The 15194-nt window shown below is 31.0% G+C and carries 15 protein-coding genes and 2 tRNA genes; 8 read left to right on the top strand and 9 right to left on the bottom strand.

Annotated elements, in window-relative coordinates; all coding sequences use genetic code 11:
- Positions 1–60: 60 nt before the first annotated feature.
- Positions 61–1089: a sensor histidine kinase gene (locus NNH57_RS01525; RefSeq protein ID WP_108808536.1), complete on the top strand. Its 1029-nt coding sequence runs from the start codon at positions 61–63 to the stop codon at positions 1087–1089.
- Positions 1086–1829 carry a LytR/AlgR family response regulator transcription factor gene (locus NNH57_RS01530; protein ID WP_108808537.1) on the top strand — a complete coding sequence of 248 codons (744 nt, stop codon included), beginning with the start codon at positions 1086–1088 and terminating at the stop codon, positions 1827–1829. The genes NNH57_RS01525 and NNH57_RS01530 overlap by 4 nt, the downstream gene beginning before the upstream one ends.
- Before the next feature lie 374 nt (positions 1830–2203).
- Here NNH57_RS01530 and NNH57_RS01535 read toward each other — a convergent pair whose 3' ends face one another.
- Genes NNH57_RS01535 through NNH57_RS01555 form a run of 5 tightly spaced genes read right to left on the bottom strand, consistent with a single transcriptional unit; the run spans position 2204 to position 7563 of the window.
- Positions 2204–2965 carry a hypothetical protein gene (locus tag NNH57_RS01535; RefSeq protein ID WP_132065841.1) on the bottom strand — a complete coding sequence of 254 codons (762 nt, stop codon included), beginning with the start codon at positions 2963–2965 and terminating at the stop codon, positions 2204–2206.
- A 44-nt stretch (positions 2966–3009) separates the two neighbouring features.
- The gene (locus NNH57_RS01540; RefSeq protein ID WP_074407947.1) at positions 3010–4026 is read right to left on the bottom strand and encodes an alpha/beta hydrolase family protein; all 1017 of its coding nucleotides are present in this window, start codon (positions 4024–4026) and stop codon (positions 3010–3012) included.
- A gap of 20 nt (positions 4027–4046) precedes the next feature.
- Positions 4047–5153, bottom strand: a complete 1107-nt coding sequence (locus tag NNH57_RS01545; RefSeq protein WP_108808538.1) for a serine hydrolase domain-containing protein — start codon at positions 5151–5153, stop codon at positions 4047–4049.
- Between the two features lie 36 nt (positions 5154–5189).
- The gene (locus NNH57_RS01550) at positions 5190–6062 is read right to left on the bottom strand and encodes an alpha/beta hydrolase (RefSeq protein WP_159099275.1); all 873 of its coding nucleotides are present in this window, start codon (positions 6060–6062) and stop codon (positions 5190–5192) included.
- A gap of 31 nt (positions 6063–6093) precedes the next feature.
- Positions 6094–7563 (bottom strand): serine hydrolase domain-containing protein, encoded by a 1470-nt coding sequence (locus NNH57_RS01555; RefSeq protein WP_074407944.1) that lies wholly within the window; start codon positions 7561–7563, stop codon positions 6094–6096.
- A gap of 391 nt (positions 7564–7954) precedes the next feature.
- On the opposite strand from NNH57_RS01555, the gene NNH57_RS01560 reads away from it, so the two are divergent.
- On the top strand, positions 7955–9091 hold the full coding sequence (locus tag NNH57_RS01560) for a helix-turn-helix domain-containing protein (protein ID WP_074407943.1): 1137 nt from the start codon (positions 7955–7957) through the stop codon (positions 9089–9091).
- 227 nt (positions 9092–9318) lie between these two features.
- On the opposite strand, the gene NNH57_RS01565 is transcribed toward NNH57_RS01560, so the two are convergent.
- The 3 genes from NNH57_RS01565 to NNH57_RS01575 all read right to left on the bottom strand — a co-directional run bounded on the left by NNH57_RS01565 (position 9319) and on the right by NNH57_RS01575 (position 10409).
- The gene (locus tag NNH57_RS01565; RefSeq protein ID WP_074407942.1) at positions 9319–9546 is read right to left on the bottom strand and encodes an Arm DNA-binding domain-containing protein; all 228 of its coding nucleotides are present in this window, start codon (positions 9544–9546) and stop codon (positions 9319–9321) included.
- A 263-nt stretch (positions 9547–9809) separates the two neighbouring features.
- Positions 9810–9884: transfer RNA gene (locus tag NNH57_RS01570), tRNA-Pro, on the bottom strand.
- A gap of 168 nt (positions 9885–10052) precedes the next feature.
- Positions 10053–10409: a hypothetical protein gene (locus tag NNH57_RS01575; RefSeq protein WP_074407941.1), complete on the bottom strand. Its 357-nt coding sequence runs from the start codon at positions 10407–10409 to the stop codon at positions 10053–10055.
- A gap of 414 nt (positions 10410–10823) precedes the next feature.
- Here NNH57_RS01575 and NNH57_RS01580 point away from each other — a divergent pair, with 414 nt between their 5' ends.
- The 5 genes from NNH57_RS01580 to NNH57_RS01600 all read left to right on the top strand — a co-directional run bounded on the left by NNH57_RS01580 (position 10824) and on the right by NNH57_RS01600 (position 14057).
- Positions 10824–12125 carry a cytochrome ubiquinol oxidase subunit I gene (locus NNH57_RS01580; protein WP_108808540.1) on the top strand — a complete coding sequence of 434 codons (1302 nt, stop codon included), beginning with the start codon at positions 10824–10826 and terminating at the stop codon, positions 12123–12125.
- 2 nt (positions 12126–12127) lie between these two features.
- Positions 12128–13150: a cytochrome d ubiquinol oxidase subunit II gene (locus NNH57_RS01585; RefSeq protein WP_074407939.1), complete on the top strand. Its 1023-nt coding sequence runs from the start codon at positions 12128–12130 to the stop codon at positions 13148–13150.
- Positions 13151–13404: 254 nt separating this feature from the next.
- Positions 13405–13551, top strand: coding sequence for a hypothetical protein (locus NNH57_RS01590; protein ID WP_159025531.1), 147 nt, complete (start codon positions 13405–13407; stop codon positions 13549–13551).
- Between the two features lie 33 nt (positions 13552–13584).
- A complete protein-coding gene (locus NNH57_RS01595) occupies positions 13585–13788 on the top strand; it encodes a hypothetical protein (RefSeq protein ID WP_108808541.1) in 204 nt (67 codons plus the stop codon).
- Between the two features lie 194 nt (positions 13789–13982).
- A tRNA-Pro gene (locus NNH57_RS01600) sits at positions 13983–14057 on the top strand.
- A gap of 94 nt (positions 14058–14151) precedes the next feature.
- Here the strand turns inward: NNH57_RS01600 and NNH57_RS01605 are convergent.
- Positions 14152–15132 carry a helix-turn-helix transcriptional regulator gene (locus NNH57_RS01605; RefSeq protein WP_074407931.1) on the bottom strand — a complete coding sequence of 327 codons (981 nt, stop codon included), beginning with the start codon at positions 15130–15132 and terminating at the stop codon, positions 14152–14154.
- Positions 15133–15194 lie beyond the last annotated feature (62 nt).

Genomic DNA, 15194 nt, shown 5'->3' on the forward strand with positions numbered 1-15194 from the left:
ATTTTAAACAGCTTTTTTTTAGCGTAAAAATGTATTTTGTACATCTAAAATTACAAAGCAGTGAAGGTTTTCAATCAAAAAATAAATCTAAAACAAGTTTTAATAGTCATTGTACTATTGTTACTAGGGAATGCTGGTAAAATTTATCTTTTACATAGCGTGCGAACTAAAAGTGATATTAATTTTTATGACTATTTCGACCACGTTTCTGTTTTTCTATTCTCTGCAGTTTCGGTAATATCAGTACTAGTTTCTTGGAAAGTCATTAATAGAGTAGATACGACAAATACAATTCTAAAATTTGTAAAGGTTTATATTTTGTCTTTTTTATTATTTGTTATTGCAGGTGTTATTATTGATTATGTTCTTTTGGGTATTGTAATGAACAATAATGAATATGATTTTATGATTAGATTTATAAACACGATGTCAGTTGCTTTTATACTTGTTGATATTTTTGCACTTACTTCAGCATTTTTATATTTCAGACAATCTCAAAAAACCACATTAGAATTAGAGCAAACCGAAAAAGAAAAAGCAACGTTACAATCGCAAATGCTACAAAAGAATTTAGAACCTCATTTTTTATTCAATAATTTGAGTGTTTTATCAGGATTAGCAAGAAAAAAACCGGAGCAAATAGAAAGTTTTATCGATGATTTTTCTGATGTATATCGCTACTATTTAAAACATGGAAAAAAACAATTGGTCGAGTTGAAAGATGAACTTTCATTCTTGAAAAATTATATGAATTTAATGGAAAAACGCTTCGGAAATGCTTATCAAATTGAAAATAGTATCGAAAACACAAACGGATTTATAATTCCGTGTTCATTACAACTATGCATAGAAAATGCAATAAAACACAATAAAGGGAGTGAAAAAAATCCGCTGTTAATTTCGCTTTCGCGGAAAGAGGATACAATTGTGATAAAAAACAAACTAAATAAAGTAGATTTTACACTCGGAACAGGAACGGGAAATGATTATTTAAAACGTCAATATCAAATCAATTTTAACAAAGCCGTTATTTTTACGGAAACTGATACTGAATTTATTGCTGAAATCCCGCTAATTTTTGAAATATGAAAGTACTAATCATAGAAGACGAAGCCATAAATATTGAAATCATTTCAGACCATATACTTCGATACAATGACAACATCGAAATTGTAGTTTCATTACAAAGCAAAGAAGAAGTTGAAAAATGGTATCAAACCAATGAACAAGTAGATTTAGTGTTTTCTGATATTGAATTGTTAGACGGAAATGTGTTTTCTCTATTGAAAACCAACATTATAAAATCCCCAATTATTTTTACAACCGCTTACAACACTTTTTACCAAGATGCTTTCGATGTAAGCGGAATAGCTTATTTACTAAAACCCATTAGCTATACCAAGTTTTGTAAAGCAATGGAAAAGTTTGAAAGCCTACAAAAGAAAGAGATTGATTGGAAGAAAATATCAGAAACCATTCACGAATTAAACAACAGTTACAAAGAACGCATCATCATAAAAACCAAAACAGAAATAAAAATTTTAAGCACAAAAAATACGGGAGCAATTTTATCTAATTCAGGAAAATGCATCGCGATTGATGAAAATGGAAAAGAAAATGAATTTCGCTATAAGTTATCTGATTTAATAAAAGAGTTAAACCCAAAAGAGTTTTTTCAAATTAATCGTGGTGAAATCGTAAATATCAATTTCATCGAAAAAATTGAGCCTTACTTTGGAGACAGATTAGCAATTTCAATCAAAAACTACAAACAGCATTTAATTACAAGCGCATCTGCAACAAGCGAATTTAGAAAATGGATTGGGTAAAAAAGCTAGCAACTCCAGAGCTTGCAATTCCTGAAAAGCAGGAAAACCCTTTCAGTAGAATAGAAAATTAAAAAAGTTAAAATTTTCAAAGCGACTAAAGAAATCTAATCACAATTGTGATTGGGTTTCTTTAGTCGGGGTGGAAGAATGTTATCTAACTATACTATGTTTTAAAAAATCAAATAGTTATATATTGTTAGATTCACTTGGAAACCGAATAGGTAACTTGTATAATAAGAACTTTTGTTTTCATTTTTTTAAATCTATGCAAGTTGTCCTTTATATAAAAAGTGTAATTTTTTAAAAACACAAACCTTGAGTATTCTCATATACAATGATAAATGATATAGGGATTTAAATTAAATAAAAAGATTTTAGTCAACAAATTTTGAGATTATAGAACTTAATGTATTCAAATGTTCTTGTTTATTTAAATAGTCATCAATTTTTGTATTTCCCATGTCTTGAACTCTATATTCTGGAAGTTTGTCATTAAACATTAGATAAACGAATTTATCAACTATACGTTCTTTATTGCCATGAGAAAGTTTATATTTCTGTACAATTGAGTACTCCATTCCCATATGTGTAATTTCGTGAATTATTGTGTTGGCAGGATTCTTATAATTCATAAAGCTTCCTTCTTTGTTAGTCAATAAAGTTATTGTTCCATTTTCTGGGTCATAACTCCCCCCTGTTCCATAGAGAGTGAATGTAATTTTGTATTTATCAAATGTATTGAAGTCCCAATCCCATTGATTTTTGGTTGAATCTATTTCATAGACAAGTTTATTGATAAGATCATGCTGGTTTTTTACTTTTTGAATTGCCTTCTCGTAATCCTCATGATTAAAAATTTCAGTCTCTACTAGATTATAAATTGTTGAGAAGTCTTCATTTCCAAAAGTCCCATTTTTAGATTTTATTATTAAAGAATCAATTAGAGGTTTTTTTGGAAGATTAATTGTATACCCTTGCTTTTCAAGAAAAGAAAAATCATTAATTGTTCTCCAAATTGATATCACTTCTTGTTCTACGGTTGGTTGAACTATTTCAATTCGAGACATTTGAGTTTGCAACTTACAACTTAAGTTGGTTATTGAAAAAACAACAAGTAATAAGTTGATTAACTTCATTTTGTACATTTTGGTTTAGCACTTCATTGTGTGTAGATTATTTATCAATTTTTAGTTACCCATTCTAAAGCAAAGTCATTGACTTCATCCAAATGGTCAATCCATTCTTTTTTACCTGATTTATCAGTCTTGGTCTCCATAAAATAATGGTCGTAGTTTGGATATACTTTATATGTTAAATTGTCTTTTCCTTTTCTTAAGAACTCAAGTTTTGCGTAATCCATATTCAAGATACTATGAAGGTCAGTTCCTCCTGCTACATAAAGAATTGGGAGGTCAAGTTTCAACATGTTTTCAATTGGGGAGTTTAACGTGAAACTACTCCACTTGAGATAAGATTCTCCAAACCACTCTTTGGTTGTAGATTTTGGAGTTCTGTATATTTTTTCAAACTCGGTATATAGAGAATCGATATTTGACTGTGCTTCTTCATTTGATTTTTGTCCACTTAAAGCGAGGAACCTTTCCATTAATATAAAGTCATACAGATGGTTAAGCGAATTACCCGCCATGGAAATCACATGAGTAACATTTTTATTTTTTAATGCTACCGCTGGGGCTACCTGAGAACCTTCTGAATGGCCCCAAACAATAACTATCGAACTATCGACATTTAGTTTATCTAATACGTCATTGATGACCTTGTCTGCAGAATTTGCTCTCCAATTCAGACTGTACTTCTCGCTATATCCTTTACGCAAAGGATATTGTATTCTGCCTGACGGAGCTATTTCGAGATTGTCAACAAAAGGTGTATTTGGTTTACTAATAAGAACAATATGATATTCATTACTCATAGAATTAACATTTAAAGTAATACCACTGGAATATCTCCCATTTGGTTTTAAATAATACAAAGGGAAATTTGTAGACCCTTGCAGATAAACGATTAAAGGCTTTTTTTTAGTGATATTATTTTTATAAACATGATAATCAATTTTTCCTAAACCGTTGTCATTAATACTTATGGTTTTCCAATTTTTAGTGATACTCTCATGTTGTGCATAGGTCGTTTTTGAGAGAATTAATACTAGAATAAAAACATAAAAAGTTTTTTTCATGAATGTTTATTTTGGTTTAACTAATTAGTTAAAAGAAATTTAAGTAAATTCATTTGAAACTTATTTCTATTTTCTGAATTGGTAAAAAACACATAACCTACTTTTTTTTCTAGATTAAACATATAAAGTGCTGTATTGCTTAAGTTATCACCTCCATGAGAATAGTTAGTGCCATAATCAGATTCTTCTATGGCAATTCCTAATCCATATTTCTGTTCTTTTGATCTTTTAGTTGCTAATTTCCTTGATTGTATTTTTAATAGCTCGTTACGATTTTTTTCTGATACAATTTTGGCGTTCATAAGGGCTATTACAAAATTTGAAAATTCTTTAGATTCTGTTTGCAAGCTAGCTGATGCCTTAAAATTGGGGTCTTTTGCATTGCTACTGTAACCTTTATTTAGTTTACCTTTAAAATGACCATTAACACGATGCTTTTCTATGTAGTCATTCCAAACAAAACTAGAGTTTTTCATTGCTAGAGGTTGAAAAACGGCTACTTTGATTAAATCTTGTAGTTCATTTTTTTCAACTCCTTTTAGATAAGCAATTACCTTGGCCAAATATTCATATCCTTCTCCTGAATATTGAAATTTAGTTCCTGGTTCAAATTGTATCGCAAGCTTACCTTTTGGATTATAATTTCCTTGATTATCTAAATATCTCCAATTAGGAAACCCACTAGTATGTGATAATACCATTCTAGCTGTTATTAATTTATAGCGCTCATCATAAGCAATATCAGGATACTCCATGTAGGTATATAATGGTGTATCCAAATCAAGAATATTATCATCTACCATTTTCATAACAAAAAAACTAAATACTGTTTTAGACATAGAGGCAGCGTCAAACATTGTAGAACTATCTACTGTTTCTTTGGTCTCCATGTTTTTAACTCCCAACGCATTGTGATATACTATCTTATCATCATTAACAAAAGCTATAGACAGTCCTGGTATATTTAACGAGTCCATTTGCTTTTTTATAAAAGTATCCATTTTAGACTTAGAAATGTGATTGCCATTAAAAGATCGAATAAAAGTTTCTGACTCTGTCTTTTGATTGGTTGTGGACGAGAATAATGTAATGCTCAACACTAGTATGTATACTATTTTAGTGTTCATTTGATTTAGTTTTTTTAAAGACCTAATATTTTATCGTTATTGGATGTATTTGTGTTTTTTTAAAAAGATATCCATTTTCTTTTGAGCATCAAGTCTGATTTTTTCATCAGGGTTTGGCCATCCATCGTCAGGTTCTGATGAAGGTGTAAATAAGTGTCCTACTCCATCATATATAATCAATTCACATTCATTAGAATGTTTATCCATATTTTTCTTAAACAGTTCAGAACCTTTCAGTGGAGTTACAGTATCGTCTCTTCCAATTACGATTATTGTTGGCGGAGTCTTTTTAGATACAAATTCTGCTGGAGAAATATTCTCTACATTGATTTTATCAAGTAATCTTTTTTGAAAATTTTGATATTGAAGCAAAGAAAGTGCTGGGGATTTTAAAAGTAATAAATTGGGCGCACTAGATATTTCTTCATTAGAAGCATTTAAGTTATCAAAAACAGCTGAACATGCAGCAAGATGAGCACCTGCAGACCAACCATAAGCCGCTATTTTATTTTTATGAATAGAAAATTCAGTTGCGTTTTTTCGAACCCATCTTATAGCACGTTGTGCATCTAGTACTGATTCATACGGGGTAATATTTTTATCTAAATTTTGCAGCCTGTATTGTACAGAAAAGGCTACAATACCTTTGCTTGCGTAATGTTTAGCACTACTAAACCCCCAAGCAGCTTCTCCCATAGACCATCCACCCCCATGAAATATTACAATGGCAGGATATTCCTTATCAGAATTAAAATCTGAAGGAAGAATACGATAGATTTTTAATTGTTCTTTATTGTCGTAAATAAACTCCTCTATTTTTAAAGAATCCGATTTTAGTTGTGCACTTGCTACAAAGCAAAAAAGAAAACTAGCGATGTAGAAAAATACTTTTGTTTTTAAAACTTCCATGATGTTAGAATTTTGATTAAAATAATGCATGTTATTGGTGTGATTTGCTTACTCGAGAGTAATCACCATTCCTATCTAAGAAAATTAAATTCCCTCCTGGTTTTTTAGGAAATATAATAAGAAGTGATATGTCAGGTGCTAAAAAAGTATTTTCATCCACAGGAATAAGCTGGTGTCTTTCATTATCAATTTGAATAAACAATACATTGTGTTCGTTGGTAATCACAACGAAATGATTTCTCCAATCGTATTGACCTGCATATCCATTAAGGTTCTTGTCACCAATATCAAAAGACTCATACTCTGTTGGTTGAAAATAATCCCAATCATATTCTTTAGCTACAGCTCTTTGTATGTGGTTGAATAAATCTTGAGTATTTACACCATTTGCCATGATAATCACCGCTTGTTCTTTATTCACAGATCCAAAAATGACTGAGGTAAAGCCATAATTTTGCCCTGTATGCCTAAAAGCAATATCATCTACATCATTATTCCAATTCAATAGTGTAAATCCAAGTTTCTCAAGGTTACCCCCTTTATTGAATACCTTATTGGTCATGTCTTGAGAGATGAGTTTATGAGTCCCTTTGGCATGATCGTTAAGCAATGTATATGTAAATCTCGCTAAATCGTCTGGAGTTGTCCATATACCTCCAGCAGCTTTAAACGTAATAATATTATAAGGTTGCGGTTGTAAATTTTCTGAATACCCTGTAGCTTTTCTAGCCATAAGTCGTTTAGAGATCGGTTGTTCAAATGAGCTGCTTTTCATTTCAGACGGTACAAAAACCAAATCGTCTATGATATTTTCAAACTTTTTATCAGTTACATCTTCTAATAATTTTTCTAAAATTAAATATCCAGGATTAGAATAAATGTATTTTGAACCAGGTACAGCAACTAATTTTGCAGCAGGATGTTTGGATGGTTGTTCCCCTCTTAAAGTTTGCTCAATGGTTGGTATGGTTTCATAAGGCATATAATTGGGTCCATAATATCTGTTAAATCCTGAAGTATGTCCAATAAGTCTACGAACTGTAACTTTTCCTTTTTTGGTAAATTTATTGGTCGGTACTTTCCATCCTTTAAGTTTACTATTAACATCTTCGTCTAGGTCTAAAACGCCTTGTTCTACTAGACTCAATGCCGCCATAGCTGTGATAGGTTTCCCTAATGAAGCTCCTGTGAATACTGTTTTATCATCAATTTTGATTGAATCTTTAAGGTTTGCATATCCGTAATTCTTTGACCAAGAAATTTTGCCTTCATCTACAAAAACAATGCGAAGTCCTGGCACCTTATATTTCGACATCAGGTCTTCAACGTTTTGAATCTTGGCTTTTCCTTTTAAATAATAAAAGGGTGTCAAGTTATTAACCACGGCTTCCCGTTGTGCGACTGAAGGGTCTTGTATAGTGCTTCTTTGGTCATTGTTTTCTTTTGATTCTTTGCAAGAAAACAAAGAAATAACGAGTAGGAAAATGATTGATTTTTTCAAGTTAAATTATATTTGATTGATGAATAGAATCTGCTTGGGTACAATGATAATTTCAATTACTAATCTCGATTTTTTGAGCACTACAAGAAATTAAGCATTAAACGAAAATCAAATAATAGATTTTCTTTAATATAAAATTGGTTTTAAATTGATATTGAGAATACAAAAAAACACAATTTTTCATTGTCAACAGTCCTAAAATATACTTTCGGACTAATTATTTTCTAAACTTTTTAAGTAAAGAGCTTTTGAATATTCATCCATTTAGAATTCTTGAATTATTATTAAATAATATTGCTCATTATTAAAATAGGGCACATTTTAAATCTATCTTTATAATTAGAAATTGACCTAACACAAACATAACCCAAGACTGTAATCTCTTTAATAAATGGAAATAACTGGTTTCGATTTGCTATTAATAATTATTATTGGTCATTGTCTTTACTTAATTTTGTCATTCAAGTCGATTCCTCAAAGAAATAAAGGTGCAAACAAAATCTTACAATATTTATTAATTATATATGGTTGTATTTTGTTGGAAGGCGTTTTAGTTTTTAAAATAAAAGATTTGGATGTCTTAATGCATTACAGAGGTATTACAACTGCAATTTACTTTATCATTGGACCATTAATTTATACTTATTTAAGAAGGCTTCTTTTTTCTGAAAACGGGTCTTACAATCTTACTGTTTTGCACTATTTACCTGCAATTATATTTCTGTTTTATTCTGTGTTAATAATTATTACATATGACTATTTGAGAGAGTATAAAAGATTTTTAATTGCTTCTTATTTTTTATTTGAATTATTTGCAATCATTTCTATTTCAATTTATTGTTACAAATCTTATCGATTATCGCGTTATTTTCAAATAAGTGAAAAACTAGAGTTGTCATTTAATCAGACAATTTCAAAATATATTAATAGAATTCTTTTTATTATGTCTGCTTGCATGTTTGCATGGTCAATTAGCGTAATTGATAGATATATTTCTAAATTTCACGGTAATTTTTTTACAGACCTTATCTGGTTACTATTTGGAGCCCAAGCATATGTTATTGGATATTATAGTCTAAAGCAACCAAAAATATTTAAGATTCGTTTACCCGAAAATGGTCAAAATAAATCTGTTAAGAAAAACAAATTGGGTAAGGATGAAATAAATAAACTTCAAAAACTAATGAACTCTTTTTTGGAAGATAAAAAAGGATATGTACAACCAAGATTAAGCCTGCCAATTTTGGCTAACCAAATAGGCACAACATCAAATAATTTATCATGGCTTTTGAACAACGTTTACGGAAAAACATTTTACCAATTAATCAATGAATATAGAGTTAAAGACTTTTTACAAAGAGTTGATAACGAGGACTATAAAGAATTGACCTTAATTTCTATTGCGCTTGAAGTTGGATTCAATTCCAAATCTACCTTTTACAAGGCATTTAAAGAGATTAAAAAAATTACTCCTTCTGAATACATTAGTAAAATCGAAAATTCTAAGCAAGCGAAAAAAATTAAATAGATAATAAACTACAAAATTGTAACATTCCATAAAATTTGTTGCTTTTTGTGTCGAATTGAGAATGTTAAAACTACCATATCCACTTGGCGGATTTGATTCATTTTTAAAGTAATGGATTCTCCTAGATTTTATAAGAAATAATATGGTTATTATTAATAATATCCGGCCTCTGAATCCATCACTTTAAAAACGATTTTCATTAGTTCCTAAAAAGTGAGCTTTAATAATTACGAGATAGAAATTAATTTATTTTCATGTTGTGATTTTTGATAGCAGTCAAACAGTTTACGGTAGACCTGTTCCAGATAAGTATTAATTAATCGAGTTTCACCGCTCAATCCTTTAAGTTTATTCTTATGAATGTCCCAATGAGAAATTACTACTTTTCTTTTTAAAGAAAGTTCAGCTCGTTTTCCATTAACTTGTAATACGAGCATAGAGCGGTGCTGTTCCATTTTTGGTATTTGCTAGTTTTAGTCAAAACAGAATACTGAAGGTGTGCGTGTTTTTCATACTTTTTTGTTTTAATAATTAAACATTAAAAACAAAAGTCAAATCAGTTGTCTCGGTTACCTTTTTAATATAATTTGATGCTTGGTAACCGAATAGGTAACATTTTTAAACAAATCAATTCAAATTAAATGATAGTCCTAAAACTACAAAAACTTGATAGTCATACGATTATCAAGTTTTTGTTACTAATTGATTTATTAAAAAGTCGGGGTGGCAGGATTCGAACCTGCGACCTCCGCGTCCCAAACGCGGCGCGATAACCGGGCTACGCTACACCCCGAGGTGTATATTTCCCTTTTGAGGGTGCAAATATAGACAAATCATTTAAAATAAAACCGAATTATAGTATAAAGTAAAGATTTTTTTTATCCTTGTTTTAAATACTAATAAAAGTCCTTTTTATATCTAGATATAAAAAGGACTTAGCATAGGTGTGGGGGATACACTATTATGCGTGATAATATCGTTCTCTGTAAATTTTTCCATCTTTCCACTCTGTAACAACAGTCTGTTCCGAAAGCATGGTACTACCATCCTTTAATTTTAATTCCATTACAGCATCATAAAAAGAATGATTTCCATTAATGGCATAATTGTTAACATCATATCTAATAAACTCAGAAAGTTGATTATCTATAAAATCCTGCTCAAACTTAAGATTAAATGCTTTTCCTTTTTTTGGGGTATCATTAGCTTCTTTTAATTCTACATCATCATGTAAATAAGTGTCCATAGCTTCAATAAAAGCTCCTTTTGACAATAATTCGTGAACGTGTTTAAGGTTTTTTTCAATTGTATTTTCCATGTTTTTTTTTATTTTTTAAGAGTTAACTATTGTTTTGTATTTGATGGTGTAAAGATGCAATGATACTTGCTTTCTAAAAATGTAGTTTTTCCCTTAACCCTTGTCAATTTTTCCCGAGAAGAACATTTATGATGTAATCGAATTAGAAACGGTGATTACGTATCAAATTTCTTAGGAAAAACAGGGTATAAATATGTTGGTATTGGGATGCTTTTATAGGTGTTATTTTTTATTTTTTTATAAAAAAATAAAGACTTTATTTAATGATTAAACCAGAGCTAGATCGTATCTTTATAGGCCAAAAGAAGCTTACGGGGAAATCATCTTTTTTTCATATTTGTAACTCGTGTTACAGACTATTATTATGCCGAAAAGTATCTTTGTAAAACTAAAGATTTAAAAAAAACAGATCTTATGGAAAATCTTGATGCGGCAAGACTCCAAATGGCATTTACTCTAATATTTCATATTGTTTTTGCTTGTATTGGTATGGTCATGCCTTTTTTTATGGTGGTATCTCACTATAAGTGGTTAAAAACGCGTGATCAGGTATATTTAACCTTAACCAAATCGTGGCAAAAAGGGGTGGCAATATTTTTTGTTACAGGTGCTGTTTCGGGCACAGCATTATCTTTTGAACTGGGATTACTTTGGCCCGAGTTTATGAAACATGCTGGCCCCATTATCGGGATGCCTTTTTCATTAGAAGGAGCAGCTTTTTTTGTAGAAGCCATAGCCTTGGGTTTTTATTTATATGGATGGGGTAAACTACCAGAGAGATTTCATTGGGTAACCGGAGTTATTATTGGTTTATCGGGAGTAGCATCAGGAATTTTGGTAGTTGCTGCTAATGGGTGGATGAATGCTCCAACAGGATTTGAATATATAGATGGGAAATTCCTAAATATAGACCCGATTCAGGCGATGTTAAACCCAGCCTGGTTTACACAAGCTTTACATATGACATTAGCAGCTTTTACAGCAACTGGTTTTGCCGTTGCAGGAGTTCATGCATATCAGGTATATCGAAAAAGAAAAGTAGAATTACATAAAAAAGCATTTAAGATAGCAATAACATTTGGAGCAATAGCAGCAATATTACAACCGATTAGTGGTGACATTTCTGCTAAAGATATTGCAGAACGCCAACCTGTAAAGCTTGCAGCGATGGAAGCACACTATAATACCGAAAAAGGAGCTCCTTTATATATCGGTGGAATAGTAGATGCAGAAAAACAAGAAGTGAACTATAAAATAGCAATCCCAGGAATGTTATCATTTCTCGCTTTTTCAGATTTTGATGCCGAAGTTAAAGGATTAAATGATTTTCCCGAGGACGAACGACCTAATGTACCTATGGTGCATTATGCATTTCAGGTCATGATAGGAATTGGTACCCTTTTACTTTTTGCAGGAATTCTATATTTCATATCATTAAAAAGGAAAAAATGGTTTGCCAGTCATAAGTATTGGTTATTATTTGTGATATTGGCTCCGATGGGATTTATTGCATTAGAAGCAGGGTGGATCGTTACAGAAGTAGGAAGACAACCTTGGATAATTCATAACATCATGAAAACTAAAGATGCGGTAACCCCTATGCCCGGTATTGTGTTTAGTTTCTATACCTATATTGTTGTATATCTTACCTTATCGATTGCTGTAACCTGGTTGATGCTTAGACAAATAAAAGTTTTAAATAATTCAAATCACTAAATATGCTGTATGTTGTATTATTCTTTTTGATTTTTTCCCTGTATCTCTATGTAGTTTTGGGTGGAGCAGATTATGGAGCTGGGATAGTAGAGCTTTTTTCATCAGAAGAAAATCAGAAGATTACCAAGAAAACCATTTATCGTGTTATGGGCCCCGTTTGGGAAGCTAACCATATTTGGATTATTATTTTGATTGTGATTCTATGGATAGCATTTCCAGTGTATTATAATATCTTGGTAGTGAGTTTGCATATCCCACTTACCATAATATTATTAGGAGTTACACTAAGAGGAGTAGCTTTTGTATTTAGACATTATGATGCTATTATTGATAATTCTCAAAAGTTATATGATAATATGTTTAAAATCTCTAGTTTGATTACTCCGATATTTTTAGGAATGGTATTCGGGGCATTGATTAGTGGCGAAATACGTATAGTAGATGATATTAGTTCTTTAACATTTTATGAAGCATTTGTAAAACCTTGGTTTAATGTATTTAGCATACTGGTTGGGTTATTTTTTGCAGCACTTTGTGCATTTTTATCTTCAGTATTGCTAATAGGGGAGTCCAAAGAAGGAAATGAAAATATCTATATTAGAAAATCGGCTATTGCTACAATTATTGTTTTTGTTGTAGGACTGTTAACCTTTGGGTATGGGTACATTGTTGAGAATGTATTTGTACAGGAATTTATGAAAAATCCTATTACAATAATTTCTGTTGTGCTATCTGCATTTCTGTTATTTCCGTTATGGAAAACTATTAAAAAAGGGAATACAGTGTGGAGTAGGTTTTTTGCAGGATTGCAGGTGTTTTTAATTTTATCGGCAGTTTTAATTTCTCATTACCCAGATATAATAATTACCCAAACAGGAAGCGTTAGTTTAATAGAAAACATAGCTCCTGATAGTGTTATTAACGTCTTAGGGATATCTCTTATTATTGGTGGGACAGTTATTTTACCAGGATTATTTCATTTGTTGAAATCATTTAAAATGATCAAAATTCTCGAAAGAGATTAATACGTATGTATCACCCGACAATTTTTGGAAAAGTATTCCATCTAAATTACTTCTTGTACTTCTATACAGGTTTCTTACCCTAAAATATAGGTGTTTCCTGGTATAATGAACTTAAAATAAGTTCGTGAATTCTAACTTTTTAGGAATTATTTTTTGGCGTCTCATAATTTGAGATTATCACACATTAGTTTTACCAAAGTTTTCAATAGGAAGCAACTCAAAAAAATAATGTTTAATTAAAATTCGATCAAAAAATGAGAAATTTAACAGGTAAGGAATTAAGAGAAACTAACGGAGGAATAGATGGTTTAGCTGCGGCTTTGGCTGAGATAGCAAGACAAATGGAAGCGATTAAGAAATTAGGAACGTTAACAGGAACTACCGATGATATACATAACTAGTATTGTGTATACTTGGATCTAAAATTTTCGACTATGAAAGATTTACAAAAATTAGGAAAGCCTTTGAGCAAGACTCAACAAAAGGAAATAAAAGGAGGAGTAGCAAGAATTCCAATTAGTGATATTGATGATTGCATGTTTCCATTAGCACCACCGCCACCAGGATGTAACTGGCATATTGATATGAAAGCATGTACAGCAAAACTTGTTTGTCTGGATCTCATTGAAATAAGATAATTTCACAAAGGCTATCAAAATAACTTGATAGCCTTTTTTGTTTTTTTGTCACAAATATCCCTTTAAAAAGAGTTTAAGTATAAGATTAAATATGTTTGGGAATAAAGTGAAATCGTCATAAAAAGTTTTGTATTTTAGTTTATAATCGATTCCCAAAAATTAGAATAAAAAGTTATATTTGCACTCTTATTTTTCGGGATGTGGCGCAGTCCGGTTAGCGTACACGGCTGGGGGCCGTGTGGTCGCAGGTTCAAATCCTGTCATCCCGACAACCTAGAAATGGGTAAAATTGAAACACTGTTAATGGTTTGATTAACAGTGTTTTTTATTTTTATGTGTTTTATTTGTAGATACCAAGAGTTGTTACTTCCTGAGTAAACTCGGTGCTATACCATATTGTTTTTTAAATGCAGTTGTAAAGTGCTGGGGGTTTTTATAGCCAATAATATCTGAAATTTCGTTGATTGATAAATTGGGATTTAGCAATAGGCTTTTGGCTTTCTCCATTTTAGTATCACGAATATATCCGAAAACTGTCGTTCCGAAAACGTTTTTAAATTCTTTTTTAAGGGTACATTCATTCGTACTTACCATTCTGGCCAAATCCGAAAGACTTAGAGGATTATTTAATTTTTCGACTACAATATCCCGTGCCAAATGCATTTTGTCAATTATGTTTCTTGAAGATTCTGCGTTTGCAAAACAAAAGTCACATTGTTGCATTTGATTCAACTGTAAAAGTAGCAATTCCATCACTTTAGACTCCAGAAACAATTTTCGAAATTCATTTTTAAGAGGGCAATTAATAATATTATATATTACAGCAAACATTTCGGAGGTTATGGGATGATTATGAGGACTAATAATCCCTGATTTCTTATCCTGTATTAATTTTTTAAAAGCTTCAAATTGCCCAAAAGTTGGTAAATACTGCTCAAAGAATGCTGGTTTGAGGTTGATCTCGAAGAAGAACATTTCTTTAGAGTTCCATTCTACATTACCTCGAAAATCATTTCCATAAAAGATATTATGCGAATTAGACCCAATTGAAAAATCACCATGAAAAGTATCCATTGAGGTAGATGAATTTCCCATTATAGTAAAATGCATTTCAACCGTTTCCTCTTCAAACTCAAAAGAAATAGTGGTCTTTTCGGCGAATCTACCCTTTCCATAGCCGATTCTAAAATTGTCAAGAACTATTTCTTTATACCAACCATCAAATTTTTTGTAATTGAATGTAAATTTAAATTCGCCAGTTCCTGCACTATCATAATGATGTTGTATACTCCCCGATTCATAGATAATTTCCTCTAAATCTTTTAGGTACAGTTTCATCCCCATCGTTATTCCGTTTTACGTAGTTAATTTTCCGTTACGCGTAGGCTTGTTCTATACGCCCCTTT

The organism is Aquimarina spinulae (assembly GCF_943373825.1).
Lineage (GTDB): Bacteria > Bacteroidota > Bacteroidia > Flavobacteriales > Flavobacteriaceae > Aquimarina > Aquimarina spinulae.

Coding starts and splice junctions, on each gene's coding strand:
- NNH57_RS01530 (WP_108808537.1), top strand. CDS start 1,086: ATGAAAGTACTAATCATAGAAGACGAAGCCATAAATATTGAAATCATT.
- NNH57_RS01535 (WP_132065841.1), bottom strand. CDS start 2,965: ATGAAGTTAATCAACTTATTACTTGTTGTTTTTTCAATAACCAACTTA.
- NNH57_RS01540 (WP_074407947.1), bottom strand. CDS start 4,026: ATGAAAAAAACTTTTTATGTTTTTATTCTAGTATTAATTCTCTCAAAA.
- NNH57_RS01545 (WP_108808538.1), bottom strand. CDS start 5,153: ATGAACACTAAAATAGTATACATACTAGTGTTGAGCATTACATTATTC.
- NNH57_RS01550 (WP_159099275.1), bottom strand. CDS start 6,062: ATGGAAGTTTTAAAAACAAAAGTATTTTTCTACATCGCTAGTTTTCTT.
- NNH57_RS01560 (WP_074407943.1), top strand. CDS start 7,955: ATGGAAATAACTGGTTTCGATTTGCTATTAATAATTATTATTGGTCAT.
- NNH57_RS01565 (WP_074407942.1), bottom strand. CDS start 9,546: ATGGAACAGCACCGCTCTATGCTCGTATTACAAGTTAATGGAAAACGA.
- NNH57_RS01575 (WP_074407941.1), bottom strand. CDS start 10,409: ATGGAAAATACAATTGAAAAAAACCTTAAACACGTTCACGAATTATTG.
- NNH57_RS01580 (WP_108808540.1), top strand. CDS start 10,824: ATGGAAAATCTTGATGCGGCAAGACTCCAAATGGCATTTACTCTAATA.
- NNH57_RS01585 (WP_074407939.1), top strand. CDS start 12,128: ATGCTGTATGTTGTATTATTCTTTTTGATTTTTTCCCTGTATCTCTAT.
- NNH57_RS01590 (WP_159025531.1), top strand. CDS start 13,405: ATGAGAAATTTAACAGGTAAGGAATTAAGAGAAACTAACGGAGGAATA.
- NNH57_RS01595 (WP_108808541.1), top strand. CDS start 13,585: ATGAAAGATTTACAAAAATTAGGAAAGCCTTTGAGCAAGACTCAACAA.
- NNH57_RS01605 (WP_074407931.1), bottom strand. CDS start 15,132: ATGGGGATGAAACTGTACCTAAAAGATTTAGAGGAAATTATCTATGAA.